Here is a 26,369-nt window from a genome sequence, read left to right as displayed (position 1 = left end):
GCCCGGCCGAGCGCGCGGCCGGGCCGAGGGGCCCGGCCCCGGGTCCCTCAGCGCTCGGTCACCTTGCCGTCGGCCACCTCCAGGCGGCGGGTCACGTGGACCGCGTCCAGCATGCGGCGGTCGTGGGTGACCAGCAGGAGCGTGCCGTCGTAGGCGTCGAGGGCGGACTCGAGCTGCTCGATGGCCGGCAGGTCGAGGTGGTTGGTGGGCTCGTCGAGGACGAGCAGGTTGACGCCCCGGCCCTGCAGCAACGCCAGCGCGGCCCGCGTGCGTTCACCGGGTGACAGGGTCGCCGCGGGGCGCAGCACGTGGTCCGACTTCAGGCCGAACTTGGCCAGCAGCGTGCGCACCTCGACCGGTTCGGTGTCGGGGACGGCCGCCTGGAACGCGTCCAGCAGCGCGTCGGGGCCGTGGAACAGGGCGCGGGCCTGGTCCACCTCGCCCACCAGGACGCCCGAGCCGAGCGCGGCGTGCCCGGCGTCCAGCGGGAGGCGGCCGAGCAGGGCGCCCAGCAGGGTGGACTTGCCGGCGCCGTTGGCCCCGGTCACCGCGATCCGGTCGGCCCAGTCGACCTGGAGGGACACCGGCCCGAACGTGAAGGCGCCGCGCCGCACTTCGGCGTCCCGCAGGGTCGCCACGACCGCGCCCGAGCGGGGCGCGGCGGCGATCTCCATACGCAGTTCCCACTCCTTGCGCGGCTCCTCGACGACCTCCAGGCGCTCGATCATGCGCTGGGTCTGCCGGGCCTTGGCGGCCTGCTTCTCGCTGGCCTCGCTGCGGAACTTGCGGCCGATCTTGTCGTTGTCGTTGCCGGCCTTGCGGCGGGCGTTCTTCACGCCCTTGTCCATCCAGGACCGCTGCGTCTGGGCCCGGTCCTGCAGCGCGGAGCGCTTGTCGGCGTACTCCTCGTAGTCGTCGCGGGCGTGCCGGCGGGCGACCTCCCGCTCCTCCAGGTAGGCGGCGTAGCCGCCGCCGTAGAGGTTGACCGCCTGCTGGGCCAGGTCGAGTTCGAGGACCTTGGTGACCGTGCGGGTGAGGAACTCGCGGTCGTGGCTGACGACGACGGTGCCGGCGCGCAGCCCGGTCACGAACCGCTCCAGGCGCTCCAGGCCGTCCAGGTCGAGGTCGTTGGTGGGCTCGTCGAGCAGGAAGACGTCGTAGCGGGACAGCAGCAGCGAGGCGAGGCCCGCGCGGGCCGCCTGGCCGCCGGACAGGGCGGTCATCGGCTGGTCCAGGTCCACCCGCAGGCCGAGCGCGTCGGCGGTCTCCTCGGCCCGCTCGTCGAGGTCGGCGCCGCCGAGGCCGAGCCAGCGCTCCAGGCTCGCCGCGTAGGCGTCGTCGGCGCCCGGCGTGCCGTCCACCAGACCCTGGGTGGCCTCGTCCATGGCGCGCTGGGCGGCGGCCACGCCGGTGCGCCGGGCGAGGAACTCCCGCACGGTCTCCCCCGGCCGCCGCTCCGGCTCCTGGGGCAGGTGCCCGACGGTCGCCGCGGGCGGGGAGAGCCGCAGCTCTCCCTCCTCGGGCGCGGCGAGCCCGGCGAGCAGCCGCAGCAGGGTGGACTTGCCGGCGCCGTTGGCGCCGACCAGCCCGATCACGTCGCCGGGGGCGACGACCAGGTCGAGCCCGGAGAAGAGCGAGCGGTCGCCGTGGCCGGCGGCGAGGTTTTTGGCGACGAGGGTGGCGGTCACAGACGGTAGATCCTAGTGGGAGTCCCGACGGGCGGGGCACGGTGGCCGGCAGGAGGCAGCGGGGATGAGCGGCGGAGTGATCGTGGTGGGTGGCGGGGTCATCGGGCTGACGACGGCCGCCGTGCTCGCCGAGCGCGGCCACCGGGTGCGGGTGTGGACCCGGGAGCCGGCCGAGCGGACCACGTCCGCGGTGGCCGGCGGCCTGTGGTGGCCGTACCACATCGAGCCGGTGGAGTCCGCGCGGGCGTGGGCGCTGCGCTCGCTCGAGGTGTACGAGGAGCTGGCCGCGCGGCCCGCGGAGACGGGCGTCCGGCTGGTCGAGGGGGTGCTGGGCGAGACGGACCCGGCCGAGGTGGAGGCGTGGGCGGCCGGCCGGCTGACCGGGCTGCGGGCGGCCACCGCCGGGGAGTACCCGCGCGGCGTGGGGCTGTGGGCGCGGCTGCCCCTCATCGACATGACGGCGCACCTGCCGTGGCTGCGGGAGCACCTGGTGGCGGCCGGCGGCACGGTGGAGGAGCGCGCGGTGGGCGACCTCGCCGAGGCGGACGCCCCGGTGGTGGTGAACTGCTCCGGGCTGGGCGCCCGCGAGCTGGCCGGCGACCCGGCGGTGCGGCCGGTGCGCGGGCAGCTCGTCGTCGTGGAGAACCCGGGGATCGGCACCTGGCTGGTCTCCACCGACGCGGACGGCGAGCCGACGTACCTGCTGCCGCAGCCGGGCCGGCTGCTGCTGGGCGGGACCGCCGAGGAGGACGCCTGGTCGACGGACCCGGACCCGGCGGTGGCCGAGGCGATCGTCCGGCGGTGCGCGGCCCTGCGCCCGGAGGTGGCGGGCGCGCGGGTGCTGGAGCACCGGGTGGGCCTGCGGCCCGCGCGGCCCGCGGTACGGCTGGAGCGCGCGGCCCTGCCGGACGGGCGCCCGGTGGTGCACCACTACGGCCACGGCGGCGCCGGGGTGACCGTGGCGTGGGGCTGCGCCGAGGAGGCGGCCGGACTGGTGGGCCCGCCCGCCTCCTGACGGCCGACTCCTACGGCACGCGGGGGGCGGTGCGCGGCTCCGGCACGCCGGTCGGGGCGGCGGTGGGCGTGGCCGGTCCCCTGCCCGACGTGGCGCGGGCGAAGGCGGCCGGGCCGCCGACCAGCGGGACGCGGGCCGAGGTGCGGGCCAGGTCGAGAGTCAGGGTCGGCCGGTCGGCCGGCGGGTCGATGAGGTCCCGGTCGGTGCCCGCGACGATCAGGGCGAGCCGGTGCCCCTTCGGCACGACGTGGTCGGTGGCCGCGAGGTCCACGGTCAGGGTGTACGCCCGGCCCGGCGTGAGCGGGACGCCGTGGCCGGGGTCGGCGTAGGTGCCGAGGTCGGCCCAGCCCCGGCTGACCACCGTGGCGCCGACGTCGACGGTCTTCGCCGAGGTCTCCTTGAAGCAGGCGCTGTCGCCCGGGGTGCTCGCGCCCCAGCAGGTGCGGTCGGCGAGGGTGGTGATGCCCTCGCCGCTCGCCGCGTAGTCGCGGACGGTGTCGGGGCCGACGTCGACCAGGACGGCGGACAGGTGGGCGGTCGCCGTGGTGGGCGTGGCGGTGACGGTGACGCTCGGGGAACCGGCGAGGCGCAGGTCCCGGGTGAGGGGCGCGGTCAGGAAGCCGGCCTTCTCCGGGGTGGACCGGTCGAGGTGCGCCGTCCAGTCGGTCTCGTCGAGCGCCGGGTCGTCGGTGAAGGTCTCGGAGCCCGGGGCGCGGCGCAGGCCGAGGGTGCCGACGCCGGCCTCGCTGCCCGGGGCGGGGCGCAGGGTGGTGGCGGTGGTGCCGCGCGGCGGCCAGGTGGCGGAGGTGACCCACTGGTCGGGGTGGCGTTCGACGTCCGCCATCGGCTCGCGGTCGATGCCGTTGTCGTAGCCGAGCAGTTCGTGGTCGAACCAGCGGTGCAGCGTGTCGACCCAGGCGGCGCGGCGGAAGTCGAACGGGTCGACGTGGCCGGTCTGGGACAGCCAGATCTTGCGCCGCACGCCGTGGTCGGCGAGGGCGTCCCACCACTGTCCGAGGTGCTTGGTGCGGACGTTGAGGTCCTGCATGCCGTGCACGAGGAAGACGCTGGCCCTGACCTTCGCGGCGTCCTTGACGTAGTCGCGCTCGGCCCACAGGGCGGTGAGGTCGCCGGTGCGCGGGGCGCCGTCGACGAGGCGCTGCTGCACGGCGGCGCAGCGGGCGCGGGCCTCGGGGCTGTCGACGTAGTCGGAGAGCCACTCGGGGCCGGAGTCGTACAGCGGGGCGCCCTGCTGGAAGTAGTAGTCGTACCAGGAGGAGATGGCGCTGATCGGCACAATGGTGCGCAGCCCGCGCACGCCGGTGGCGGCGACGCCGTTGGCGATGGTGCCGTCCCAGCTCTTGCCGATCATGCCGGTGCGGCCGTCGGTCCAGGTGGCGCGGGCCCGTTCGGTGCCGGTGCGGGTCGTGTACGCGCGGGCGCGGCCGTTCAGCCAGTCCACGACGGCCTTGGCGGACAGCACGTCGGAGCGGCCGCCGACGTCCACGCAGCCGTCGGAGCGGGCGGTGCCGGCGAGGTCGACGCCGACGACGGCGTAGCCGCGCGGCACGAAGTAGTTGTCGTAGAACAGCGGCATCTGCACGACGTGGCCGTCGGCGTCGTAGGTCTTCTTCTGGCTCTCGTTGCCGCGTCCGCAGCAGGAGTAGTAGGGGCTGGCGTCCATGATGACGGGCACCTTGCGGCCCTGGGCGGCGGGTTCGCGGGGGCGCACGATGTCGACGGCGACGCGGTCGGTGCGCCCGTCGCCGTCGCCGTCGAGGCCGGTGTCCACCCAGACGGCCTCGCGGACCGCGTCGGCGTAGGAGTAGCGGGGCAGGCTCTCGCGGGTGCGGGCGGTTCCCGCCGCGCTCGCCGTGGCCGGGGTGAGGAAGGCCGCCAGGAGGAGGGTGACGGCGGCGGTCGCGAGCGGTCTCCAGATCGTGAAGCGCGTGCGTGTCGGCATGCGCGGGACGCTACAGCCGTCAACTCCCGTGCAGAAGAGGGCATCCGGTGAGGGGCCCGGGGGTCCGGCGTGGCCGGATCCCGCCCCTGTGCGGGAGGGGCTCGTGACGGCCGAATGGCGATCGTGTGACAGGGGCGGCCGTGGACAGGTCCCGCGCCCGGGGAGTCAATAGGCTTCGAACGGATCTGCTGTTCCGACGACTTGGAGCATTCGTGCACCGCAGACTCATCGCACCGGGCGCGCTCGCCGCGGCTTCCGTACTGCTGGCGATCCCGGCGTCGGCCGCGAGCTTCACCCCCGGCGCGCCGGGCATCGGCGACCCCTACTACCCGGCCTACGGCAACGGCGGCTACGACGTCCAGCACTACGACCTGCGGCTGAAGTACCAGCCCGCGACGGACGAGTTGGAGGGCACCGCGACCCTCCTGGCGAAGACCACGCAGGACCTGTCCCGCTTCGACCTGGACTTCCTGCTCGATGTGAGCGAGGTGCGGGTCAACGGTGTGACGGCCGCCTTCACCACCTCCGGCGAGCACGAGCTGGTGATCACGCCGAAGTCGCCGCTGCCCAAGGGCACGGCCCTGACGGTCGTGGTCCGCTACCACGGGGTGCCCTCGTCCAAGCAGGCGTACGGCTTCACCAGTTGGCACCGCACGCCGGACGGCGGGATCGGCGCCAACGAGCCCGAGTCGGCCTGGTGGTGGTTCCCGAGCAACGACCACCCGCTCGACAAGGCCACCTACGACGTGTCGGTGCTCGTCCCGGACGGCACCCAGGCCATCTCCAACGGCACGCTGCAGTCGACGAGTTCGAAGCTGGGCTGGACGCGGTACAACTGGCGCGAGAACAAGCCGCAGACCACGTACCTCACCACGCTCGCCGTGGGCCGGTTCGACGTGACGACCAGCACCTCCGAGGGCGGTGTCCCGGTCGTCAACGCCTACAGCAAGGACCTGGGCGACAACGACGGCGCCGCGCGCGCCAGCGTGGAGCGCACCGGGGAGCTCGTCGACTGGCTCAGCGGCTACTTCGGGCCGTACCCGTTCAGCAGTGCCGGCGGCTACGTCCCGAACACCACGACCGGTTACGCGCTGGAGACGCAGACCCGCGTCTACTACAGCCCGCGGCAGTTCGCCAACGGCGCGAACACCTCCGTGGTCGTGCACGAGCTGGCCCACCAGTGGTACGGCGACAGCGTGTCGGTCAAGGGCTGGAAGGACATCTGGATCAACGAGGGCTTCGCGCGGTACGCGCAGTGGCTGTGGTCCGAGCACGAGGGCGAGGGCACGGCGCAGGAGCTCGCCGACTACGTCTACGCCTCGCACCCGGTCGGCGACGCGTTCTGGACCGTGAAGCCCGGCGACCCGGGCCCGGAGAACCAGTTCGACGGCGCGGTGTACGACCGGGGCGCGCTGGCCATCCAGGCGCTGCGCAACGCGATCGGTGACAACGCGTTCTTCGCGGTCCTCAAGGGCTGGCCGCAGAAGTACGCCTACGGCAACGCGTCCGTGGCCGACTTCCAGCGGTACGCCGAGCAGGTGTCCGGCAAGCCGCTGGCCGCGCTGTTCGACACGTGGCTGTTCCAGCCGTCGAAGCCGGCCGCGCCCGCGGCCCGCGCGGCGTCCGTCGCGCCGTCGGCCCGGGGGGCGGCGCCGGTGCAGCCGAGGTCCTGGAAGCGGATCGCGGCGACGAACGACGTGCACGGCGCGCTCCGGTAGGAGCCGCCCGCGACGACCGGAGGGGTGGTCCGGGGAGCGTGCTCCCCGGACCACCCCTCAAGCGCGCGTCCTGCTACCGGGTGAGGTCGGTCAGCTCCTCGTTCGCGGTGCGGGTGACCCGGCGGCGCACCGCGTACCAGCCCACGACCAGGGCGACCGCGATCGCGGGGATGAGCAGCAGGGTCTTGCGGCCCACCTCCGGGTCGTTGCCCATCATGCCCAGGCAGGCCAGGAGGAAGGCGATCGTGGCGATCTCCGTGACGGGGCTGCCGAACAGGCGGAACTGCGGCCGGGTGACCTGGCCGGCCCGGGCGCGGCGGACGAAGACCAGGTGGCAGACCATGATGATCACCCAGGTGCTGATGATGCCGAGCGAGGCGACGTTCAGCACGATCTCGAAGGCCTTGCTGGGCACCAGGTAGTTCAAGCCGACGCCGAGCACGCAGACCGCGCAGGTCAGCAGGATGCCGCCGTAGGGCACCTGGCTGCGGTTCATGCGGGCGGTGAAGCGGGGCGCGGAGCCCGCCGTGGCCATGGAGCGCAGGATGCGGCCCGTGGAGTACAGGCCCGAGTTGAGGGACGACATGGCGGCGGTGAGCACCACCAGGTTCATCACGTCGCCGGCGCCGTCGACGCCGATCTTCGACAGCACGGTGACGAAGGGGCTCTCGTCGGCCGAGTACACCGAGCCGGGCAGGAGCAGGGCGAGCAGGACGACCGAGCCGACGTAGAACAGGCCGACGCGCCACATGATCGAGTTCACCGCGCGCGGGACGACCTTCTCCGGCTCGGCGGTCTCGCCGGCGGCGACGCCGACCAGCTCCAGCGCGGCGTAGGCGAAGATGACGCCCTGCATGACCAGGACCACCGGCATCACGCCGTGCGGCAGGACGCCGCCGTGGTCGGTGATCACGCTCAATCCGGGCGTGGTGCCGCCGACGTCGTGCTGCGTGGCCAGCAGGAAGATGCCGACCAGCATGAAGGCGACGAGCGTGGCCACCTTGACGATCGCGAACCAGAACTCCATCTCGCCGAAGATCTTCACCGAGATCAGGTTCACCGCGAGGACCACGGCGAGCGCGATCAGCGCCAGCACCCACTGCGGCACGGGCGTGAACAGGCTCCAGTAGTGCGTGTAGAGCGCGATCGCGGTGATGTCGGCGATGCCGGTGGTCGACCAGTTCAGGAAGTACATCCAGCCGGCGACGTAGGCGCCCTTCTCGCCGAGGAACTCGCGCGCGTACGACACGAAGGACCCGGACGAGGGCCGGTAGAGCACCAGCTCGCCGAGCGCCCGCACGACGAAGAAGGCGAACACGCCGCAGACCAGGTAGGCCAGCGCGAGCGCCGGTCCGGCGGAGTGCAGGCGTCCCCCGGCGCCCAGGAAGAGTCCGGTGCCGATCGCGCCGCCGATGGCGATCATGTTGACGTGGCGGTGCTTGAGGTCCTTGCTGTAGCCGGCGTCGCCCGCGTCCGCGGGCGACGTGGCCGTCTGCGCGGAGGCAGCGGCCGGGGCCGTGTGCACGGCGTCCTTGCTCACGGGTCGTTCCACTCTCTGGTGTGCCCGGGCGGGTCACGCCCGGGTCCGTACAGTCGCGGCCCGCGGCTCCCGGTAGGGGGCACAGACCAAGGCAGCAGTTTCCCAGACCTCGTGCCCCGCTCGCGGTGGCCCATGTCACAGAGCGTCGCTTCTCACACGCGGGGCGACGCTGTCACCAGGAGTGTCACAGCACCGCTGGGACAGCGATACTGCTGCACATGACGACCGAGACCGAGGAGCCGGCCCTCACCGTCGACGAGCTGGCCGCCCGCGCGGGCATCACCGTGCGCACGGTCCGCTTCTACGGCAGCAAGGGCCTGCTCCCGCCGCCGGTGATCGGTCCGCGCCGGGTCGGCCGCTACGGCCCCGCGCACCTGGCGCGTCTGGAGCTGATCGAGGAGCTCCAGCGGCAGGGCATGACGCTCGCGGCGATCGAGCGGTACCTGCGGCGGCTGCCGCCGGACCTGAGCGCGCACGACCTGGCCGTGCACCGGGCGGTGGTGGCCTCCTGGGCGCCGGAGGCGGCGGAGACCGTCCCGCGTGCGGAGCTGGACCGGCGGGCCGGGCGGGAGCTGACCGACGCGGAGGTGGACCGGCTCGCCGCCATGGACGTGCTCACGCCCGACGGCGACTGCTACCGCGTGGACGCCGGTCTGCTGCGGCTGGGCGTGGAGCTGCTGGACGTGCCGTTGTCGCAGGAGGTCGTCCTGGCGGCGCGGGAGGTGCTGCTGGAGCACTCCCGCACGGCGGCGCAGGCGCTGTCGCGGCTGCTGCGGGACGCGGTCGCCGAGCGCGCCGCCGAGGACGTGCGCTCGCTCTCCGCCCACATGCACCCGCTGGTGGTGCAGGCCCTGCTGACGACCTTCCAGCGGTCGCTGCGGCAGGAGCTGCGCGGCTGGCTGACGGAGTGAGCGGGCGGGTCCCCGGCGGCGGGGTGGCGGATCAGCAGCGCGGCACGGGCTTGCTGTAGGTCGTGCCGCTGGGCGTGGAGACGTAGTGGTCGCTGACGTAGTGGCCGTTGTCGAGCCGGTCCCAGACCTTGGTCCCGCCGACCGCCGTCCCGGACTTCTGGCAGGTCACCCACGCCAGCGCGCCGTTCGGGGCGGTGCCGAGCGCGGTGGAGGAGGTGCCGGGACCACTGCGTTCGGTGACCCCCGTGGCCGAGGCGATCTGGTAGGGGTACGCGCAGCGCGGCAGCGGGGGGCTCCAGGTGGTCGCGGAGGGCGTGTCGACGTAGTGGTCGGCCACGTAGGTGCCGGTGCTCAGCTTGTCCCAGACGGTCGAGGTGCCGACCTTGGGCCCGCTGGTCTGGCACACCGCCCGGACCGTGGCGCCCCGGGCGTACGACGTGACGGCCGCCGCGGCCGTGGTGGGCCCGGAGCGGGCGGTGACGGCGGCGGTGGTCCGGTACGGGTACGCGACCGTGGCGACGGGGGTGTCGAGCCGGTCGGTGTCGATGTTGACGCGTACCCCGCCGTAGGTCTCGTCGTGGCCGCCGCGGAACTGCTTGGCGCGCTGGTGGACGGCCCACTTGCCGTCGGCGACGCCGGCCCAGCCCTTGAGCGAGTCGACCCCGTCGTAGCGGGCGACCCACAGGGCGTCGGGGCGGGCGTAGCCGGTGGAGGTGTAGACGCCGGCGAGCTGCTCGGCGCCGAGGCTGAGGTTCATGTACACGCCGGACAGCCAGCCGAGGCGGTGCAGCTCCTTGGTCCAGCCGGAGACGTAGCTCAGCACGCTGGTGCGGCAGGTGGCGTTCGTCTGGGAGTAGTTCTCGATGTCGTTGTACAGGGCGCTGCCCGGGAGCATGCCGAGCGCCTTGGCGGCGGCGACCGCCTGGGTGGCGGCGGCGGTGCCCTGGGAGCGTGCGGTGGTGGCGCTGGTGCTGATCTTCGCGTCGCTCGCGCGGGCGCCGCAGGACGGCTGCAGGCCCTTGTGGATGGGCAGCAGGCGCCACCGCAGCGCGGACACGGAGGCCACCCAGGAGGCGGTGAGCTGGGGTTGCGCGCAGGTGCGGTTGACGCCGGAGAGGTACACGCCCAGGGCGCGGTACGGGGAGGCGGACCAGGCGCGGATCGTGGTGAGCGGCGGCGCCGTGCAGGCGTCGAAGGCGAGCCCGGAGTACCGGGTGGCGGTCGCGCCGGCCGGGTAGGCGGCCGTGGTGGCCGGTTCGGCGGCGGCGACCGGGGCGGTGGCCAGGACGGTGGCGACCGCGAGCGCGGCGGCCGAGGCCCAGGTGAGCAGGGCGGTGCGGGATCTGACCAGGAGTGAGGAGAGAACCGGGTCGGGACGTGGGTCGGGAAGTGGGTCCGGACGTGATGGCATGACGGCCCCCGAGCCGAGTGGGCTGAAATGCCCTCAGATTGGCGCTGTGTCCGGATTTTGACAAGCCTTCGGGCAGGCGTGTCGCACAGCCGTCGGGGGCGGGCCGTCCGGTCCCGCCCCCGAGGGGTCGTCACATCGGGGCGTCAGTCGGTGAAGGTCTCACCCTTCTCCGCCTTCTCGACGAGCAGCGCCGGCGGGGTGAACCGGTCGCCGTAGCGCTCGGCCAGCTCCCGCGCGCGGGCGACGAAGGCGGGCAGCCCCTTCGCCTCCCCGGCGGCCGGCTCGTAGCCGTTGATGTACTGCAGCACGCCGCCGGTCCAGCCGGGGAAGCCGATGCCGAGGATCGAGCCGATGTTGGCGTCGGCGACCGAGGTGAGCACGCCCTCCTCCAGCAGCCGGACGGTGTCCAGGGCCTCGGCGAAGAGCATGCGCTCCTGCATGTCGCGGAACGGGATCTCGTGCCCGGGCCGGGTGAAGTGCTCGCGCAGGCCCGGCCACAGGCGGGTGCGCCGGCCGTCCTCGTAGTCGTAGAAGCCGGCGCCGCCGCTGCGGCCGGTGCGGCCGAACTCGTCGATCATCCGGTCGATCACCGCCTCGGCGGGGTGCGCGGTCCAGGTGCCGCCGGACTCCTCCACCGCCCGCTTCGACTCGGCCCGGATCTTGCGCGGCAGGGTGAGCGTCAGCTCGTCCATCAGGGACAGCACCTTGGCCGGGTAGCCGGCCTGGGCCGCCGCCTGCTCGACGGAGGCGGGCTCGACGCCCTCGCCGACCATCGCCACGCCCTCGTTGATGAAGTGGCCGATGACGCGGGAGGTGAAGAAGCCGCGCGAGTCGTTGACGACGATCGGCGTCTTCCTGATCTGCCGCACCAGGTCGAAGGCGCGGGCCAGCGCCTCCTCGCCGGTGCGTTCGCCCTTGATGATCTCGACGAGCGGCATCTTGTCGACCGGCGAGAAGAAGTGCAGCCCGATGAAGTCGGCCTGCCGCTCGACGCCCTCGGCGAGCGTGGTGATGGGCAGCGTGGAGGTGTTGGAGCACAGCAGCGCGTCGGGCGCGACGACCGACTCGACCTCCTGGAACACCTTGTGCTTGAGGGCGGTGTCCTCGAACACGGCCTCGATGACCGCGTCGCAGCCCGCGAGGTCGGTGACGTCGGCGGTGGGCGTGATGCGGGCGAGCAGCGCGTCGGCCTTCTCCCGCGACGTACGGCCCTTGGCGACGGCCTTGGCGCACAGCTTCTCGGAGTAGCCCTTGCCCTTGACGGCGGCCTCCAGGGAGACGTCCTTGAGGACGACGTCGAGGCCGGCGCGGGCGCAGGAGTACGCGATGCCGGCGCCCATCATGCCGGCGCCGAGGACGGCGACCCTGCGGACCGTGCGGGGCTCGACGCCCTTCGGGCGGTTGGCGCCGGAGTTGACGGCCTGCAGGTCGAAGAAGAACGCCTGGATCATGTTCTTCGAGGTCTGCCCGGCGGCCAGTTCCACGAAGTAGCGGGCCTCGATGACCTGGGCGGTCTCGAAGTCGACCTGGGCGCCCTCGACGGCGGCGGCGAGGATGCGGGCCGGGGCCGGGTAGGGGGCGCCGGACGTCTGCTTGCGCAGGGTGGCGGGGAAGGCGGGCAGGTTGGCCGCGAACTTCGGGTGCGCAGGGGTGCCGCCGGGGATGCGGTAGCCGGGGCGGTCCCAGGGCTGCTGGGACTCGGGGTGGGCCTCGATGAAGGCGCGGGCCCGCTCCAGCAGTTCCTCGCGGGAGTCGACGACCTCGTCGACCAGGCCGTTCTCCAGGGCGCGCCGCGGGGCGTACTGGGTGCCCTGGAGCAGCACCTTCAGCAGGGCGTCGGTGATGCCGAGGAGGCGGACGGTGCGGACCACGCCGCCGCCCCCGGGGAGCAGGCCGAGGGTGACCTCGGGGCAGCCGATCTTGGCGCCGGGGGCGTCCAGCGCGATGCGGTGGTGGCAGGCGAGGGCGAGTTCGTAGCCGCCGCCCAGCGCCGCGCCGTTGAGCGCGGCGACGACCGGCTTGCCGAGGGTCTCGATGCGGCGCAGGTGACGCTTGATCTCCAGGCCGCCCTCGAACAGCTCCTGGGCCGTCTCAGGGGTGACCCGGATGAGGTCGCGCAGGTCGCCGCCGGCGAAGAAGGTCTTCTTGGCGGAGGTCAGGATGACGCCGCGGACGGTGTCCTGCTCGGCCTCCAGGCGGTCGGCGACCGCGGCGAGGGAGGCGCGGAAGGCGGCGTTCATGGTGTTGGCGGACTGGTTCGGGTCGTCGAGGACGAGGGTGACGACGCCGGTGCGGTCCTGTTCCCAGCGGATGGTCGTGGGCTGAGTGCTCATGCGAGGGTGCTCCGTGTGATCCGTCGGGAGGGTGGTCAGATGCGCTCGACGATCGTCGCGATGCCCATGCCGCCGCCCACGCACAGGGTGGCGAGGCCGTAGCGCTTGTCCTGGCGCTCCAGTTCGTCGACGAGGGTGCCGAGGATCATCGCGCCGGTCGCGCCCAGGGGGTGGCCGAGGGCGATCGCGCCGCCGTTGACGTTGACCTTGTCCAGGGACAGGCCCATGTCCTTCACGAAGCGCAGCACGACCGCGGCGAACGCCTCGTTGATCTCGACGAGGTCGATGTCGTCGATGGTCAGCCCGGCCTTGGCGAGCGCCTTGCGGGTGGCGGGCGCGGGGCCGGTGAGCATGATGGTCGGCTCGGAGCCGGAGACGGCCGCGGAGACGATGCGGGCGCGCGGGGTGAGGCCGTGGCGCTCGCCGACCTCCCGGGAGCCGATGGCGACGAGGGCGGCGCCGTCGACGATGCCGGAGGAGTTGCCCGCGTGGTGGACGTGGTCGATGCGCTCCACCCAGTGGTACTTCTGCAGGGCCACCGCGTCGAAGCCGCCGAGCTCGCCGATGTCGGCGAAGGAGGGCTTGAGCTTCGCGAGGGAGTCGGCGGTGGTGCCGGGCCGCAGGTGCTCGTCGTGGTCGAGGACCACCAGGCCGGCCCGGTCCCGCACGGGCACCACCGAGCGCTGGAAGCGGCCGTCCTTCCACGCGGTGGCCGCCCGCTCCTGCGACAGGGCGGCGTACTCGTCGACGTCCCGGCGGGAGAAGCCCTCGATGGTGGCGATCAGGTCGGCGCCGATGCCCTGCGGCACGAAGTTCACCGCGAGGTTGGTCATCGGGTCGTTGAACCAGGCGCCGCCGTCGGAGGCCATGGGCACGCGGGACATGGACTCCACGCCGCCGGCGAGGATCAGGTCCTCCCAGCCGGAGCGGATCTTCGCGGCGGCCAGGTTGACGGCCTCCAGGCCCGAGGCGCAGAAGCGGTTCTCCTGGACGCCGGCGACCGTGTCCGGCAGGCCGGCGGCGATCGCCGCGATGCGGGCGATGTCGGAGCCCTGGTCGCCGACCGGGCCGACGACGCCGAGCACGATGTCGTCGATAGCCGCCGGGTCCAGGCCGGGGAAGCGGTCGCGCAGCTCGTGGATGAGGCCGACGACCAGGTCGATGGGCTTGGTGCCGTGCAGGGCGCCGTTGGCCTTGCCCCGCCCGCGCGGGGTGCGGATCGCGTCGTACACGTACGCTTCGGTGCTCACTGGGGGGCCTTTCCATGAGGGCTGCGGAGCAGGGGGCTTCGGTGGGTGCGGGGCTCGGTGGCGTCGGCGCGGGCCGGCAGGCCGGGCAGGTCCCAGTCGCGGGCCACGGCCTCGGTGTCGGCGCCCGGCCGGGCGGGGCCGGTGCGCACGGTCGTGGGGGTCGCGGAGAAGCGGGGAGCGGGGGCCGGCTGGGTGAGGCCGTCGTGCTCGGTGAAGGTGCCGCGGGCGGCCAGGTGCGGGTGGTGCGGGGCCTCCCGCAGGGTCAGCACGGGGGCCACGCACGCGTCGGTGCCCTCGAAGCGGGCCGTCCACTCGTCGCGGGTCCGGCTGCGGAAGCGCTCCGCGACGGCCGCCCGCAGCTCCGCCCAGCGGGCCGGGTCCCCGTGGGCGTCGGCGAAGCCGTCCAGGCCGAGGACGTCCAGGAACTCGGCGTAGAACTGCGGTTCCAGGGCGCCGACGGCCACGTGGCGGCCGTCGGCGGTCTCGTAGGTGCCGTAGTACGGGCAGCCGCCGTCCAGGAGGTTGGCCCGGCGCCGGTCCTGCCAGGCGCCGGCGGCGAGCATGCCGTGCAGCAGGGCCGACAGGTGGGCGGTGCCGTCCACGATGGCGGCGTCGACGACCTGGCCGGTGCCGTGCACGCGCGCGTGGTGCAGCGCGGCGAGGACGCCGACGACCAGGTACAGGGAGCCGCCCGCGAAGTCGCCGAGAAGGTTGGCGGGCACGGCCGGGGGCCGGTCGGGGTCGCCGATCAGGCCGAGGGCGCCCGTGAGCGCGATGTAGGCGACGTCGTGGCCGGCGCGCGGGGCGAGGGGGCCGTCCTGGCCCCAGCCGGTCATGCGGCCGTAGACCAGACGGGGGTTGCGGGCGTGGCAGTGCCCGGGTCCGACGCCGAGGCGCTCGGCGACGCCGGGGCGGTAGCCCTCGATCAGCACGTCGGCACGCTCGGCGAGGTCGAGGACGCGGGCGGGGCCGCCGGGGGCCTTGAGGTCGACCACGACGGAACGCTTGTTGCGGTTGGTGACGTCGTGGGCGGGGTCGAGGGCGAGGCCCGGGCCGCCGGGGCGGTCCACCCGCACCACGTCGGCGCCCAGGTCGGCCAGGAGCATGGCCGCGAAGGGGCCGGGGCCGAGCCCGGCGAGCTCGACCACGCGCACGCCGGTGAGCGGGCCCTGCCCGGGCGTCCGTGCCGTTGCCATCCAGCCCCCTTGCTGTGACACGACTGCTGTAACACCAGTGATGTTAGGAACGTGGCCCCGAGGACACAAGAAGTGAGCAAGCAAGCGCTTGGACAGCCTACGCCCGGGGACCGGCCGGCGCCCCTGCGGCGGGGCCGTGCACCAGGGACGGGGGCTCGTCGTCACCGCTGCTCGCCCCTCACGCTAGCCTCGGCCACCGACAGCGGCGCGGGCCGCGCGACCGAGGGGTGTCATGAGCAGGATGAAAAAGACGGACCGGCCCTACGACATCGTGCTGTTCGGGGCCACGGGCTTCGTGGGACGGCTCATCGCGCGGTACCTCGCCGACCACGCGCCCGAGCAGGTGCGCTGGGCGATCGCCGGACGCAGCGAGGAGAAGCTGCAGCGGCTGCGCGAGACGCTGCCCGGCGGTGCGCGGGTCGGCGTGCTGCGGGCGGACGTCGCGGACCCGGCCTCCCTGCGCGCCCTCGCCGGGCACGCGCGCGTGGTGGCCACGACCGTCGGGCCGTACGTGCTGCACGGGGAGGAACTGGTCGCGGCCTGCGCCGACCTCGGCACGGACTACCTGGACCTCACCGGGGAGCCGGAGTTCGTGGACCTGATGTACGTGCGGTACGACGCCCGCGCGCGGGAGACCGGGGCGCGGCTGCTGCACGCGTGCGGCTTCGACTCGGTGCCGCACGACCTGGGCGTGTACTACACGGTGCGCCGGCTCCCCGAGGGCGTGCCGCTGACCGTGGACGGGTTCGTGACGGCGGACGCCGCGTTCTCGGGCGGCACGTTCGCCTCCGCGCTGGGCCAGTTCGCCCGCGGGCGGCAGATGGTCGCGGCGGCCCGTGACCGGGCCCGGCACGAGCCGCGCCTGGTGGGCCGGCGGGCGACGGCGCCGGTCGGCGCGCCCCGGTTCGCGCCGGAGGTGGACGCGTGGGCCCTCCCGCTGCCGACGATCGACCCGCAGGTCGTGCGCCGCTCCGCGGCCGCGCTGCGCCGCTACGGCCCCGACTTCCGCTACCGCCACTACGCGGCCGTACGACGGCTGCCCGTGGCGCTCGGCGGGGTGGCGGCCGTCGGCGCGCTCGCGGCGGCCGCGCAGGTGCCGCCCGTCCGGCGCCGGCTGTCGGACCGGCTGCGTCCCGGTGACGGGCCGAGTGCCGAACGGCGGGCGCGGAGCTGGTTCTCCGTGCGGTTCGTGGGCGAGGGCGGCGGCCGGCGGGTGTACACGGAGGTCTCCGGCGGCGACCCCGGCTACGACGAGACGGCGAAGATCTTCGCCGAGGCGGCCCTGTCCCTCGTCCTGGACCCGCTGCCCCCGGCCTCCGGCCAGGTCACCACGGCGGTGGCGATGGGCGACGCCCTGACCGACCGCCTGGTGCGCGCGGGCATCCGCTTCCGCCTGGCGGCCACCCGCTGAGCGGCCGCCGACGGGTGCGGCGCCGTCACAGGGGCCAGGCGACCAGCGTGTAGACCATGCCCGCGATCCAGCCCAGCCCGGCCAGCACCCCCAGGACGAGTGCGACGGTCATGGCCCGCTCCACGGGGCGGTGCGGATCGGTGAGCGGCTCGGCGGCGCGGTGAGTGGTCATGCCCTCACCTTCCCGCCGACCGGGCGCGCGAACATCCGTACGGGTACTCAGATGACGTACTCAGACGGCCAGTTCGGGTCCCCGCTCGGTCCCCGCTGGGTCCCCGCTCAGTCCGCGTGCGGCGGGGCGGCCTGTCCGGCGCCGGGGCCGACCGCTTCCCGCAGGGCGCGTCGGCACAGTGCGTCGGCCCTGCGCGTTGTCTCCGGGAGGCGGTACGCGGGGGTCAGCGCGAGGGTGTGGGCGCAGGCCGCGGGCAGGGTCGTGCGGTGGCCCACCGAGACGAAGACCGGCTTGACGCCGGTGCGGGTGCGCAGGGCGCGGCCGACCTCCTCCGTGTCCGCGAGGAGGGGGGCCCACGAGCCGCGCTCGGCGGCGGGGGCGTCGTAGGTGAAGGTGAAGGGGTTCTTCGCGACGCCGATCGTCGGCAGGCCGGTGAGGACGCCCAGGTGGCTGGCCAGGCCGAAGCGGCGGGGGTGGGCGAGGCCGTAGCCGTCGCAGACCACCAGGCCCGGCGGGCAGGGCAGCGCGTCGAGCGCGGCGAGCACCGTGGGGATCTCGCGGAAGGCGAGCAGGCCGGGCACGTAGGGGAAGGAGATCCGGCCGACCGCGGTGGCCTCGGCGACGACGTCGAGGGTCGCCGCGTCGAGGACGACGGCGGCGGCCGCGACGACGTCCCGCTCGTCGTCGTAGGCGACGTCCACGCCCGTCACGCGGCCGGTGCCGGGGGGCGGTCCGGACTCGTCGAGCACCACCCGGGCCCGCAGCTCGTCCTGGACGGCGCGGGCCTCGTCCTCGGTCGTGGGCCAGTCGGCGGGGAGGGGAACGGTCGTCATGGTGCACCCGAGCGTACGGGGACCACCCGCGCGTGCGGGCCCGGGGGTAGGCTCGCGATCATGTTCGTGCTGGAGCTGACCTACACCGCCCCGCTGGACGCCGTCGACGCCGTCCTGGACGCCCATGTGGCGTGGCTGGACGAGCAGTACGCGCGCGGGGTCTTCCTGGCGTCGGGACGCAAGAACCCCCGCGACGGCGGGGTGATCCTCGCCGTCGCGGGGGACCGGGCGCGCATCGAGGAGATCGCCGCGGGCGACCCCTTCGTCACCGCCGGGGTGTGCGCGTACCGCGTCACGGAGTTCGTCGCGACGAAGACGGCCCCCGAGCTGGCGCGGTACCAGGAGCCGGCCGGCTGACCGGCGGGCCCGTCAGTTCTTGCCCAGGGCGCGCTGGAGCTGGTCCTTGTTCATGTCCGAGCGGCCCTTGACGTTCTTCTTCTTGGCCTCCTCGTACAACTGGTCGTACGTGGGGCCCTGGGAGCCCTTGCCCGACCGCTGACCGCCGCGCCTGCCCGAGGACATGTCCTCGGTGGAGGTGCGGCTGGCCGTCTTGGACTCGCCGGACCGGGCGCGTTCCTTGTTCACCGTGCGGGCCGCGATCTCCTCGGCCCTCTCGGTGCTCTCACCACGGTCCTGCGCGCTCTTCTTGATGTGCTCGTACTGACGTTCCCGCTTGGGGTTGGAACCAGCAGGCATGGCGCCGCTCCTTTCGCGTCCGCCCACCGGGTACCCGCCTCGCGCGACTTGTCGCCTCCCTTCGCGTCCCCGGTGTCCCCCGCTCAGCGCTCCAGCCGTGCCACCCGTCCCTTCTCCCCCGCGGCCCAGCACACCGGGTCCGGGGCGCAGTCGACGGTGTCGTACGAGCCGGTGTCCAGGGTGCGCCAGGTGCGGCCGCCGTCGGTCGTCAGGTCGGTGCCGGTGGGGCCGACCGCGAGCGCGGCGACGCGGCTGTGCGGCAGCCAGGCGACGCCGGAGCGGTAGGCCGGCGGCGGTGTCGCGGCGGGCCGCCAGGTGCGGCCCCCGTCGGCACTCGTGGCGGCGGCCCGCGGGGAGGGCTGGTCGGCGCGGTAGTCGCCGCCGACGGCCAGGCCGTGCGCGCGGTCGCGGAAGGCGAGCGCGAAGACGCCGCGGGCCGGGTCGCCCGCGGGTACCGGTGTCGCGGCGGCGGTCCAGGTCAGGCCGCGGTCGGCGGAGTGCAGCACGCGCGCGTGGGCGCCGCCCCCGGTGGCCAGCCACACGTCGCGCGGCCCCGACGCCACCAGGCACTGCCCGCTCGCCGCGAACCCCGCCTCGCCCTCCAGGGCCGCCGGCATCCCCGTGTCCGGCAGCACGGCCCAGGAGCGGCCGCCGTCGCCGGTCGAGAGGATGCGGAACTTCCCGTCCACCGGGTCGCTCAGGGCGAGGCCGTGGCGGCGGTCGAGGAACGTCAGGCAGTCGTAGAACGCGCGCGGGTCGGTGTTGCGGAACGACTCGGTCCAGGTGCCGCCGCCGTCGTCGGTGCGGTAGACCCGGGACGCTTCGCCCTCGCCGATGGCGAGCACGACGGCGTGCCGGGCGTCGAAGGCCTCCACGTCCCGGAACTGCAGGTCGCCGGCGCCGGGGGGCGAGACGTCGCGCCACGTCCCGCCGCCGTCCGTGGTGCGCAGCACCGTGCCGGCGGTCCCGGCGACCCACGCGGTGTCCCGGCCGACGGCGGCCAGTCCGCGGAACCGCACGTCCGGCGCGCCGGTGTCCTTGGGCTGCCAGTGCGGCGCCGGCCGGCCCGCCGGTGCGTGGGCCTGTGCGGGGACGGCGGTGAGGGCCGCGAGGGCCGCCGCGCAGGCCGCTCCGACGGCCGCCACCCGCCCCGTCCGTCCGCCCCGTCCCGTCGTCGTGCCGCGTCGCGTACTCCCCAAGCGCCTCATGGCGGGCGAAGCTAGCCCACCGCCCGGACGGCGTCCAGAGGCGCTCCCCGGCCCGGCCGGGGCGTCTTCGCGCGGGGAGCGCCGGTACGGACTGCGGGGAGAGCTGGGTCACTCGTGCGCATGAAGGCGGTGACCGAGGTCACTCTCAGGACGTGTGCACGGATCGGCCGGTTCCGACGTCTCTCCCAGTGCCGGCCTCACCCGACCGGAGTTCGTCCCGCCGTCACGAGGGAGCAAGGCGTTGTCCACCGTCATCGAGCAGCCCGTGGAGGCGCGCCTGGTCGCCGCCGCGCCACGGATGCAGCACATCCCCGCCACCCTGCACTACGACCGCACCGACCCCTTCGCCGTGCGCATGACCTTCCCGGCCCCGGCCACCCTGGAGGGCGTCGACGTGTGCTGGACCTTCGCCCGCGAACTGCTCGCCGCGGGCCTGACCCGCGCCGAGGGCCAGGGCGACGTCCGGGTGCGGCCGTACGGGTACGACCGGACCGTGCTGGAGTTCCACGCGCCGGAGGGCACCGCGATCGTGCACGTGCACTCCTCGGACGTCCGCAGCTTCCTCGCCGCCAGCGGTGAACTGGTGCCGGTCGGCCACGAGCACCTCCAGCTCGACCTGGACCACGACCTCGCGGAACTGATGCGCGACGCCTGCTGAGACCCGCCCGCCCCGCGCCGACCCCCGCCGGGCGCTAACGGCCGCCCGCGAACAGGGTGTTGAGCGCGCCGTAGTCGAGTCCGCCGGCCAGCGACCCGTACGTCCCCGCCTCCAGCAGCTCCCGCGCGGCGCGGCGGACCAGGGCGTGCGCCGCCTGGGCGATGCCCGAGCCGACGCTCACGCGCGCGACGCCGAGTCCGGCCAGCTCCGCCACGGGCGGGGCGCCGGGCCCCGCCATGACGTTCAGGGGCGCCCGGACGCCCTCGACGAGCAGCTTCACCGTCTCCGGGTCGACGGCCCCGGGGACGAACACGCCGTCGGCGCCCGCCGCGACGAAGGCGGCGGCCCGCTCCAGGGTGCGGTCCACTCCCCCGGCCCCGCGCAGGAACGTGTCGATGCGGGCGTTGACGAACAGCGGCACGCCCTCCTCGTCGGCGGCCGCTCGGGCGGCCGCGACGCGCTCGGCCTGCTCGGCGACCGGCCGCAGCGGCGCGTCGCCCTCGTGCAGGGCGTCCTCGATGTTGACGCCCACAGCGCCCGCCGCGAGCACCGCGCGGACGGTGTCGGCCACGCCCGCGGGGTCCGTCGCGTACCCGCTCTCGATGTCCGCGGTGACGGGCACCCGCACCGCCGCGACCACGCCCGCGACGGCGCGCAGGGCGTCCTCGCGGCCGAGCCGGTCGCCGTCGGCCGCGCCGAGCGCCCAGGCCAGTCCGGCGCTGGTGGTGGCCACGGCGGGGGCGCCGGCGTCCTCGACGAGGCGGGCGCTGGCGGTGTCCCAGGCGTTCGGCAGGACGAGCGGCCGTCCCGGCACGTGCAGCGCGCGGAAGGCCAGGGCGCGGTCGCGCAGGGAGCTGTGATCGGGGTGCGTCATGCCGTCACTCAAGCAGCCGGGGCCGGGGCGCCGCTGGCAGGAATCCGACGTGTGCGTGCCGCGCGGTAATCCGGTTGACCCCGGGCGCCGGGGCTCCTACCGTGGACGACGGTCCTGTTGCCGCCGATTGGAGAAGGACGTTGCTCCTCTGAGGTCCTGAGACACCGCCGCACGCCCGTCGGGTGTGCGTGCCGCGTGCGACCTCGGCGTGTCGAGCCGTCCTTGTGGAGCCGGGCTGGAGCAGGACTCCTCCCGCGTCCCGTGGTTCTTCCCGTGCCCCGCCGTCCTCCGGTCGCCGCCCTCCGGTGTCTCGACACGCGTTGCCCTGACCGCACACGCAACCGCGAGGCCCCACTTGACGCATACCGCTCATTCCATCGCCTGCACCTCCCTCTCCTTCGCCTGGCCCGACGGCACCCCCGTCCTCGACGGTCTTGACGTCTCCTTCGGCCCCGGACGCACCGGGCTCGTCGGCGTCAACGGGTCGGGGAAGTCGACCCTGCTGAAGCTGATCGCCGGGGAGTTGACCCCCCTCGACGGCTCCGTCCGGGTCGCCGGGGAGATCGGCTACCTCCCGCAGAACGTCACGCTCGACACCCGGCTGCGCGTCGACCAGGCCCTCGGCATCGCCGGGCGGCGGGCCGCGCTGCACGCCATCGAGGCCGGTGACGTCCGCCCGGAGCACTTCGAGGCCGTCGGCGACGACTGGGACGTGGAGGAACGCGCCCTGGCCACCCTCGGCGAACTGGGCCTCGGCCACATCGGCCTCGACCGCACCGTCGGCGAGGTCTCCGGCGGCGAGTCCGTGCTGCTGCGGCTGGCCGCGCTGCTGCTGCGCCGGCCCGACGTGCTCCTGCTGGACGAGCCCACCAACAACCTCGACCTGTACGCGCGACGGCGGCTGTACGCGGCCGTGGCGTCCTGGCCGGGCGTCCTGGTCGTGGTCAGCCACGACCGCGAACTCCTCGACCTGGTCGACCAGATCGCCGACCTGCGCGGCGGGGAGGTCGTCTGGTACGGCGGCAACTACACCGCCTACGAGGAGGCCCTCGCCGTCGAGCAGGAGGCCGCCGAGCGCATGGTGCGCGTCGCCGAGGCCGACGTGCGCCGCCAGAAGCGCGAACTCACCGACGCCCAGGTCAAGCTGGCCCGCCGCAAGCGGTACGGGCAGAAGATGTGGGAGCAGAAGCGCGAGCCCAAGATCGTGATGGGGGCGCGCAAGCGGGCGGCGCAGGAGTCCGCCGGCAAGCACCGCATCCTGCACGAGGAACGGCTCGCCGAGGCCCGCGAACGGCTCGACGAGGCCGTGGACGCCGTACGGGACGACGACGAGATCCGCGTCGAACTGCCGCACACCGCCGTGCCCCCGGGCCGCGGCGTCCTCTCCCTGCGCGAGCTGCGGCTCGTGTACGGCACGCCCGTGACGGTCTCCCTCGACCTGCACGGCCCCGAGCGGGTCGCGCTGGTCGGGCGCAACGGCGCCGGCAAGACGACGCTGCTGCGGACCGTGGCGGGCGAGCTGGCGCCGGCTGCGGGCGAGGCCCACGCGCACGTGCCGCTGCGGTTCCTGCCGCAGCGGCTGGACGTCCTCGACGACGCGCTGACGGTCGCCGAGAACGTGGCCCGGTTCGCGCCCGGCGCCACCAACAACCGCGTCCGCGCCCGGCTGGCCCACTTCCTGTTCCGCGGCGCGCGCGCCGACCAGAAGGCCGGGACGCTGTCCGGCGGGGAGCGGTTCCGGGCGGCACTGGCCGCCCTGATGCTCGCCGAGCCGGCGCCCCAGCTCCTGATGCTGGACGAGCCGACGAACAACCTCGACATGGCGAGCGTGCGCCGGCTCACCTCGGCCCTGGAGTCGTACCAGGGGGCGCTGGTCGTGGCCAGCCACGACCTGCCGTTCCTGGAGTCGATCGGGATCACCCGGTGGCTGCTGCTCGACGGGGAGCTGCGGGAGACCTCGTGGGAGGAGCTGACGGAGGCACAGTAGGCGGGGGCGGGGGTTTGGTCCTGGTGCCCCGGGGCTGCATGATGGCGGACCGGCGCCCGGCCAGCGGCGCCGGTCCGCCCACCGCCCGGACCCGCACCGCGAGAAGACACGGAAGACACGGACGTGCCCAGCAAGAAGGCCCTCATCCGCCGCCCCGGCCCGCGCCTCGCCGAAGGGCTGGTCACGCACGTCGAGCGGGAGGACGTCGACGTGGACCTCGCCGTCGAGCAGTGGGAGGCGTACGCGCAGGCGCTGCGCGCGCACGGCTGGGAGACCGTGGAGGTCGAGCCCGCCGACGACTGCCCGGACGCGGTGTTCGTCGAGGACGCCGTGGTGATGTTCCGCAACGTCGCCCTGATCACCCGGCCCGGCGCCGAGTCCCGCCGCGCGGAGACCGCGGGTGTCGAGGAGGCCGTGGCGCGCCTGGGCTGCTCGGTGAACTGGATCTGGGAGCCGGGCACGCTGGACGGCGGTGACGTGCTGAAGGTCGGCGACACGGTGTACGTCGGCCGCGGCGGGCGGACCAACGCGGCCGGGGTCCAGCAGCTCCGCGCCGCCTTCGAGCCGCTGGGCGCGCGCGTGGTGGCCGTGCCGGTGAGCCGGGTGCTGCACCTTAAGTCGGCCGTGACGGCGCTGCCGGACGGCACGGTGATCGGGCACATCCCGAAGGTCGACCGGCCGTCGCTGTTCCCGCGCTTCCTGTCGGTGCCGGAGGAGTCCGGCGCCCACGTGGTGCTGCTCGGCGGCGACCGGCTGCTGCTGGCGGCGAGCGCCCCGCGCACGGCCGAACTGCTCACCGACCTCGGTTTCGGGGTGGTCGTGGTGGACATCGGCGAGTTCGAGAAACTCGAGGGCTGTGTGACGTGCCTCTCGGTACGGCTGCGGGAGCTGTACGCCTGACGGGGAACCCGGTGTTCTCCGCCAGGCCCCGGACCTGCGCGGACCTGAGGCTTTTGGGGGGATCCGTCCCGGCCGCGCCCGACCCGCCGGTGCCGCTCCGGCCGGGCTGATCAGCGGTCTTTACGGCGACCTTAACCTACGGCTTCGTAACCTACGGGTACGTAGCCTACGCTTTCGTAAGTTCGGCATCGCTCGCCGGACCGTTCCGTTCCCGCGTCCCCTGGAGTTCCCGTGACGATCACTTCCCCGCACCTCGGCAGCGCCGCCGGCTGGACCGACGCCCGGCTGCTGTACGCCTTGGAGGAAGTGGTCGCGAAGGAACTCGACCGGCACCTGAAGGTCGCCAAGGACTGGATGCCCCACGAGTACGTGCCGTGGAGCGACGCCCGCAACTTCCCCGGCCTCTTCGAGGACGGCGAGGCCTGGGAGAAGGACCAGTCGAAGGTCACCGAGATCGGCCGGATCGCGCTGGTGGTGAACCTGCTCACCGAGGACAACCTGCCCAGCTACCACCACGAGATCGCCAGCCTCTTCGGCCGCGACGGCGCCTGGGGCACGTGGGTGCACCGCTGGACGGCCGAGGAGGGCCGGCACGGCATCGTCATGCGCGACTACCTGCTCGCCTCGCGCGCGGTGGACCCGGACAAGCTGGAGCAGTTCCGCATGGCCCACATGAGCGAGGGGTTCGAGTCGGACAACCGGCACTCGATGCTGCACTCGGTCGCCTACGTCGCCTTCCAGGAGCTCGCGACCCGCATCTCCCACCGCAACACCGGCCACCAGTCGGGCGACCCGGTCTGCGACCGCATGCTCGCGCGCATCGCGACCGACGAGAACCTGCACATGGTGTTCTACCGCAACCTGCTCAAGGCGGCCTTCGAGCTCGCCCCCGACCTGACGATGCGGGCCGTGCGGGACGTGGTGGTCGACTTCCGCATGCCGGGCCACGGCATCCCCGGCTTCGAGCGGGCCGCCGCGCAGATGGCCATCGGCGAGGTCTACAACCTGCGCATCCACCACGACGACGTGCTGCAGCCCGTGCTGCGCTTCCTGAAGGTCTTGGACATCGACGGCCTCGGCCCCGAGGGCCAGCAGGCCCAGGACGAGCTGGGCCTGTTCCTGGGCGGCCTGGACGCGGAGGCCGCGAAGTTCGACGAGCGCCTGGCGGCCCGCAAGGCCCGCATGGCGGCGCGGGCGGCGGGCTGAGCGAGGGGGCGGGAACGGCTCGCGCCGCGGTCCCGGGCGCACGCGCTGCGTGCGCGGAGGAGTCGGGAGTCAGGAGGGGGTGCGCCTGAGGTGGAGGCGCTCCTTCTCGGACAGGCCGCCCCAGACGCCGAAGCGCTCGTCGTGCGTGAGGGCGTACTCGAGGCAGGCGGAGCGGATCGGGCACAGGCCGCAGATCCGCTTCGCGTCACGCACCGAGCTGCCGGGCTCGGGGAAGAAGAAGTCCGCCCCGGTCTGCGCGCACAGCGCCTCCCGCTGCCAGGTGAGGTCGGGCGTGGTGATCGTGTCGGTGAACATGTGCAGGAGCGTGCCGGTCGGCGCAAAACGTCCGCTCAACGACCGATCAACGCGGGCGGACAGGGCCCGGCCGCCTCGATGATGGCCCGGTGCGGGGCCGGGGCGCACGGCGGCGCGCGGGAGAACGCGGTGCCGGGCCGGGCCGGCCGGCAGCCGTGACGACCGGTCCGGACGGGCGGTTCGGCGGCGCTTGTCGGTGCCGGGTGCGAGACTCGGCACTACAGGCAACGGGATCCTCCAGAGGAGGGCGCAGATGCTCACCATCCGTGATGTCACCGGCTCGCCGAACTGGCTCGACGTCGGCACCCCCGACATCGACGGCGCCGCTTCCTTCTACGGCGGGCTGCTCGGCTGGGAGTACCGCCCGGGCCCGCCCGAGGCCGGCGGGTACGGCTTCTTCCAGCTCGGCGGGAGGACCGTGGCCGGCGGCATGCAGACCTCCGCCGAGCAGGGGCCGCCCTCGTGGACCGTGTACTTCCTGACCTCGGACGCGGACGCCACCGCGCGGGCGGCCGAGGGCGCCCACGGCAAGGTGCTGCTCGGGCCGCTGGACGTGCTGGACCGGGGGCGCATGGCGCTCCTCGCCGACAAGGCGGACGTGCCGTTCGGCATCTGGCAGCCGGGCCGGACCAAGGGGCTGGACCTGGTCCAGGAGCCGGGCTCGCTGTGCTGGATCGAGCTGTACACGGCCGACCTGCCCATGGCCGCCTACTTCTACCGCGCCGCCCTCGGTCTGGAGACCTACGGCGTGGACTTCCCCGGCGGCACGTACACCACCCTGCTGCCGGGCGGGCTGAGCGAGGACGCCATGTTCGGCGGCATCGTCCCGCTCTCCGAGGACCCGCTGGAGGCGGAGGCCGGGGCGTACTGGCTGCCGTACTTCGAGGTCGAGGACACGGACGCCGCGGTCGCCACGGCGCGGGAGCTCGGCGGCACGGTCCGCAGCCCCGCCACGGACCTCCCCGGCGTCGGCCGCGTCGCCCGGCTCGCCGACCCGTACGGCGCCCGCTTCGCGGTGATCAGGAGCGCACCCCGGGAGCCGGGGCAGGACGGGTCGGCGGGGGCGTGAGGGACGCGGGGGACG

23 protein-coding genes are annotated in these 26,369 nt (G+C 74.2%); 10 read left to right on the top strand and 13 right to left on the bottom strand.

Annotation, left to right across the window (positions count from 1 at the left end; genetic code table 11):
• Positions 1-47: 47 nt before the first annotated feature.
• Positions 48-1,688, bottom strand: a complete 1,641-nt coding sequence (locus E4U92_RS13440) for an ABC-F family ATP-binding cassette domain-containing protein (protein ID WP_137300604.1) — start codon at positions 1,686-1,688, stop codon at positions 48-50.
• Positions 1,689-1,752: 64 nt separating this feature from the next.
• Here E4U92_RS13440 and E4U92_RS13435 point away from each other — a divergent pair, with 64 nt between their 5' ends.
• Positions 1,753-2,703 carry an NAD(P)/FAD-dependent oxidoreductase gene (locus tag E4U92_RS13435; protein WP_137300603.1) on the top strand — a complete coding sequence of 317 codons (951 nt, stop codon included), beginning with the start codon at positions 1,753-1,755 and terminating at the stop codon, positions 2,701-2,703.
• Positions 2,704-2,713: 10 nt separating this feature from the next.
• Here the strand turns inward: E4U92_RS13435 and E4U92_RS13430 are convergent, their stop codons facing one another.
• Entirely contained in the window at positions 2,714-4,666 is a 1,953-nt protein-coding gene (locus E4U92_RS13430; protein ID WP_137300602.1) for a Xaa-Pro dipeptidyl-peptidase, read from the bottom strand.
• A gap of 212 nt (positions 4,667-4,878) precedes the next feature.
• Between E4U92_RS13430 and E4U92_RS13425 the strand changes: the two genes are divergently transcribed.
• On the top strand, positions 4,879-6,384 hold the full coding sequence (locus tag E4U92_RS13425; RefSeq protein ID WP_168725107.1) for a M1 family metallopeptidase: 1,506 nt from the start codon (positions 4,879-4,881) through the stop codon (positions 6,382-6,384).
• Between the two features lie 73 nt (positions 6,385-6,457).
• On the opposite strand, the gene E4U92_RS13420 is transcribed toward E4U92_RS13425, so the two are convergent.
• Positions 6,458-7,924, bottom strand: coding sequence for an amino acid permease (locus tag E4U92_RS13420; RefSeq protein ID WP_137300601.1), 1,467 nt, complete (start codon positions 7,922-7,924; stop codon positions 6,458-6,460).
• A gap of 218 nt (positions 7,925-8,142) precedes the next feature.
• Between E4U92_RS13420 and E4U92_RS13415 the strand changes: the two genes are divergently transcribed.
• Positions 8,143-8,835 carry a MerR family transcriptional regulator gene (locus tag E4U92_RS13415; RefSeq protein WP_137300600.1) on the top strand — a complete coding sequence of 231 codons (693 nt, stop codon included), beginning with the start codon at positions 8,143-8,145 and terminating at the stop codon, positions 8,833-8,835.
• Positions 8,836-8,866: 31 nt separating this feature from the next.
• On the opposite strand, the gene E4U92_RS13410 is transcribed toward E4U92_RS13415, so the two are convergent.
• The 4 genes from E4U92_RS13410 to E4U92_RS13395 form a co-directional block, all read right to left on the bottom strand.
• Positions 8,867-10,246 carry a glycoside hydrolase domain-containing protein gene (locus E4U92_RS13410; protein ID WP_137300599.1) on the bottom strand — a complete coding sequence of 460 codons (1,380 nt, stop codon included), beginning with the start codon at positions 10,244-10,246 and terminating at the stop codon, positions 8,867-8,869.
• A gap of 143 nt (positions 10,247-10,389) precedes the next feature.
• The gene (locus E4U92_RS13405; protein WP_137300598.1) at positions 10,390-12,579 is read right to left on the bottom strand and encodes a 3-hydroxyacyl-CoA dehydrogenase NAD-binding domain-containing protein; all 2,190 of its coding nucleotides are present in this window, start codon (positions 12,577-12,579) and stop codon (positions 10,390-10,392) included.
• 35 nt (positions 12,580-12,614) lie between these two features.
• A complete protein-coding gene (locus E4U92_RS13400; RefSeq protein ID WP_137300597.1) occupies positions 12,615-13,829 on the bottom strand; it encodes an acetyl-CoA C-acetyltransferase in 1,215 nt (404 codons plus the stop codon).
• Positions 13,826-15,025 carry a CaiB/BaiF CoA transferase family protein gene (locus E4U92_RS13395; protein WP_137300596.1) on the bottom strand — a complete coding sequence of 400 codons (1,200 nt, stop codon included), beginning with the start codon at positions 15,023-15,025 and terminating at the stop codon, positions 13,826-13,828. The genes E4U92_RS13400 and E4U92_RS13395 overlap by 4 nt, the downstream gene beginning before the upstream one ends.
• Positions 15,026-15,257: 232 nt before the next feature.
• On the opposite strand from E4U92_RS13395, the gene E4U92_RS13390 reads away from it, so the two are divergent.
• On the top strand, positions 15,258-16,436 hold the full coding sequence (locus E4U92_RS13390) for a saccharopine dehydrogenase family protein (protein WP_137300595.1): 1,179 nt from the start codon (positions 15,258-15,260) through the stop codon (positions 16,434-16,436).
• 25 nt (positions 16,437-16,461) lie between these two features.
• On the opposite strand, the gene mmpA is transcribed toward E4U92_RS13390, so the two are convergent.
• Together mmpA and E4U92_RS13385 are read right to left on the bottom strand one after the other, a co-directional pair.
• Positions 16,462-16,608, bottom strand: coding sequence for a morphogenic membrane protein MmpA (mmpA, locus tag E4U92_RS35880; RefSeq protein WP_168725106.1), 147 nt, complete (start codon positions 16,606-16,608; stop codon positions 16,462-16,464).
• 107 nt (positions 16,609-16,715) lie between these two features.
• Positions 16,716-17,441: an endonuclease V gene (locus E4U92_RS13385; protein WP_137300594.1), complete on the bottom strand. Its 726-nt coding sequence runs from the start codon at positions 17,439-17,441 to the stop codon at positions 16,716-16,718.
• 60 nt (positions 17,442-17,501) lie between these two features.
• On the opposite strand from E4U92_RS13385, the gene E4U92_RS13380 reads away from it, so the two are divergent.
• Positions 17,502-17,798: a YciI family protein gene (locus E4U92_RS13380; protein ID WP_137300593.1), complete on the top strand. Its 297-nt coding sequence runs from the start codon at positions 17,502-17,504 to the stop codon at positions 17,796-17,798.
• Positions 17,799-17,810: 12 nt separating this feature from the next.
• Here the strand turns inward: E4U92_RS13380 and E4U92_RS13375 are convergent, their stop codons facing one another.
• Both E4U92_RS13375 and E4U92_RS13370 read right to left on the bottom strand, forming a co-directional pair.
• Positions 17,811-18,137 (bottom strand): plasmid stabilization protein, encoded by a 327-nt coding sequence (locus E4U92_RS13375; RefSeq protein ID WP_137300592.1) that lies wholly within the window; start codon positions 18,135-18,137, stop codon positions 17,811-17,813.
• A gap of 83 nt (positions 18,138-18,220) precedes the next feature.
• The gene (locus tag E4U92_RS13370; RefSeq protein WP_137300591.1) at positions 18,221-19,282 is read right to left on the bottom strand and encodes a WD40/YVTN/BNR-like repeat-containing protein; all 1,062 of its coding nucleotides are present in this window, start codon (positions 19,280-19,282) and stop codon (positions 18,221-18,223) included.
• 304 nt (positions 19,283-19,586) lie between these two features.
• Between E4U92_RS13370 and ssgD the strand changes: the two genes are divergently transcribed.
• Positions 19,587-20,003 carry a spore wall synthesis regulator SsgD gene (gene ssgD / locus E4U92_RS13365; protein ID WP_067233519.1) on the top strand — a complete coding sequence of 139 codons (417 nt, stop codon included), beginning with the start codon at positions 19,587-19,589 and terminating at the stop codon, positions 20,001-20,003.
• Between the two features lie 34 nt (positions 20,004-20,037).
• On the opposite strand, the gene E4U92_RS13360 is transcribed toward ssgD, so the two are convergent.
• Entirely contained in the window at positions 20,038-20,877 is an 840-nt protein-coding gene (locus E4U92_RS13360) for an isocitrate lyase/PEP mutase family protein (protein WP_137300590.1), read from the bottom strand.
• A gap of 355 nt (positions 20,878-21,232) precedes the next feature.
• Between E4U92_RS13360 and E4U92_RS13350 the strand changes: the two genes are divergently transcribed.
• The 3 genes from E4U92_RS13350 to E4U92_RS13340 all read left to right on the top strand — a co-directional run bounded on the left by E4U92_RS13350 (position 21,233) and on the right by E4U92_RS13340 (position 24,970).
• Positions 21,233-22,864, top strand: a complete 1,632-nt coding sequence (locus E4U92_RS13350) for an ABC-F family ATP-binding cassette domain-containing protein (protein WP_137300589.1) — start codon at positions 21,233-21,235, stop codon at positions 22,862-22,864.
• A gap of 123 nt (positions 22,865-22,987) precedes the next feature.
• Positions 22,988-23,764, top strand: a complete 777-nt coding sequence (gene ddaH, locus E4U92_RS13345; RefSeq protein WP_137300588.1) for a dimethylargininase — start codon at positions 22,988-22,990, stop codon at positions 23,762-23,764.
• Positions 23,765-23,995: 231 nt separating this feature from the next.
• Positions 23,996-24,970 (top strand): acyl-ACP desaturase, encoded by a 975-nt coding sequence (locus E4U92_RS13340; RefSeq protein ID WP_137300587.1) that lies wholly within the window; start codon positions 23,996-23,998, stop codon positions 24,968-24,970.
• A 69-nt stretch (positions 24,971-25,039) separates the two neighbouring features.
• On the opposite strand, the gene E4U92_RS13335 is transcribed toward E4U92_RS13340, so the two are convergent.
• Positions 25,040-25,285 (bottom strand): WhiB family transcriptional regulator, encoded by a 246-nt coding sequence (locus tag E4U92_RS13335; RefSeq protein ID WP_174863844.1) that lies wholly within the window; start codon positions 25,283-25,285, stop codon positions 25,040-25,042.
• A gap of 253 nt (positions 25,286-25,538) precedes the next feature.
• Between E4U92_RS13335 and E4U92_RS13330 the strand changes: the two genes are divergently transcribed.
• Positions 25,539-26,354, top strand: coding sequence for a VOC family protein (locus E4U92_RS13330; protein ID WP_137300585.1), 816 nt, complete (start codon positions 25,539-25,541; stop codon positions 26,352-26,354).
• Positions 26,355-26,369: the final 15 nt, after the last annotated feature.

This window comes from Streptomyces galbus, from assembly GCF_005280195.1.
Taxonomy (GTDB): domain Bacteria; phylum Actinomycetota; class Actinomycetes; order Streptomycetales; family Streptomycetaceae; genus Streptomyces; species Streptomyces galbus.
Note: the sequence above shows the minus strand (reverse complement) of the source record. Positions and strands in the feature narration are given on the sequence as shown.

Excerpts from the sequence above, each read along its gene's own strand:
- E4U92_RS13330 (WP_137300585.1), top strand. The coding sequence starts at position 25,539 with ATGCTCACCATCCGTGATGTCACCGGCTCGCCGAACTGGCTCGACGTC.
- E4U92_RS13380 (WP_137300593.1), top strand. The coding sequence starts at position 17,502 with ATGTTCGTGCTGGAGCTGACCTACACCGCCCCGCTGGACGCCGTCGAC.
- E4U92_RS13415 (WP_137300600.1), top strand. The coding sequence starts at position 8,143 with ATGACGACCGAGACCGAGGAGCCGGCCCTCACCGTCGACGAGCTGGCC.
- E4U92_RS13335 (WP_174863844.1), bottom strand. The coding sequence starts at position 25,285 with ATGTTCACCGACACGATCACCACGCCCGACCTCACCTGGCAGCGGGAG.
- E4U92_RS13405 (WP_137300598.1), bottom strand. The coding sequence starts at position 12,579 with ATGAGCACTCAGCCCACGACCATCCGCTGGGAACAGGACCGCACCGGC.
- mmpA (WP_168725106.1), bottom strand. The coding sequence starts at position 16,608 with ATGACCACTCACCGCGCCGCCGAGCCGCTCACCGATCCGCACCGCCCC.
- E4U92_RS13360 (WP_137300590.1), bottom strand. The coding sequence starts at position 20,877 with ATGACGCACCCCGATCACAGCTCCCTGCGCGACCGCGCCCTGGCCTTC.
- E4U92_RS13395 (WP_137300596.1), bottom strand. The coding sequence starts at position 15,025 with ATGGCAACGGCACGGACGCCCGGGCAGGGCCCGCTCACCGGCGTGCGC.
- E4U92_RS13375 (WP_137300592.1), bottom strand. The coding sequence starts at position 18,137 with ATGCCTGCTGGTTCCAACCCCAAGCGGGAACGTCAGTACGAGCACATC.
- E4U92_RS13430 (WP_137300602.1), bottom strand. The coding sequence starts at position 4,666 with ATGCCGACACGCACGCGCTTCACGATCTGGAGACCGCTCGCGACCGCC.
- E4U92_RS13410 (WP_137300599.1), bottom strand. The coding sequence starts at position 10,246 with ATGCCATCACGTCCGGACCCACTTCCCGACCCACGTCCCGACCCGGTT.
- E4U92_RS13435 (WP_137300603.1), top strand. The coding sequence starts at position 1,753 with ATGAGCGGCGGAGTGATCGTGGTGGGTGGCGGGGTCATCGGGCTGACG.
- E4U92_RS13390 (WP_137300595.1), top strand. The coding sequence starts at position 15,258 with ATGAGCAGGATGAAAAAGACGGACCGGCCCTACGACATCGTGCTGTTC.
- E4U92_RS13385 (WP_137300594.1), bottom strand. The coding sequence starts at position 17,441 with ATGACGACCGTTCCCCTCCCCGCCGACTGGCCCACGACCGAGGACGAG.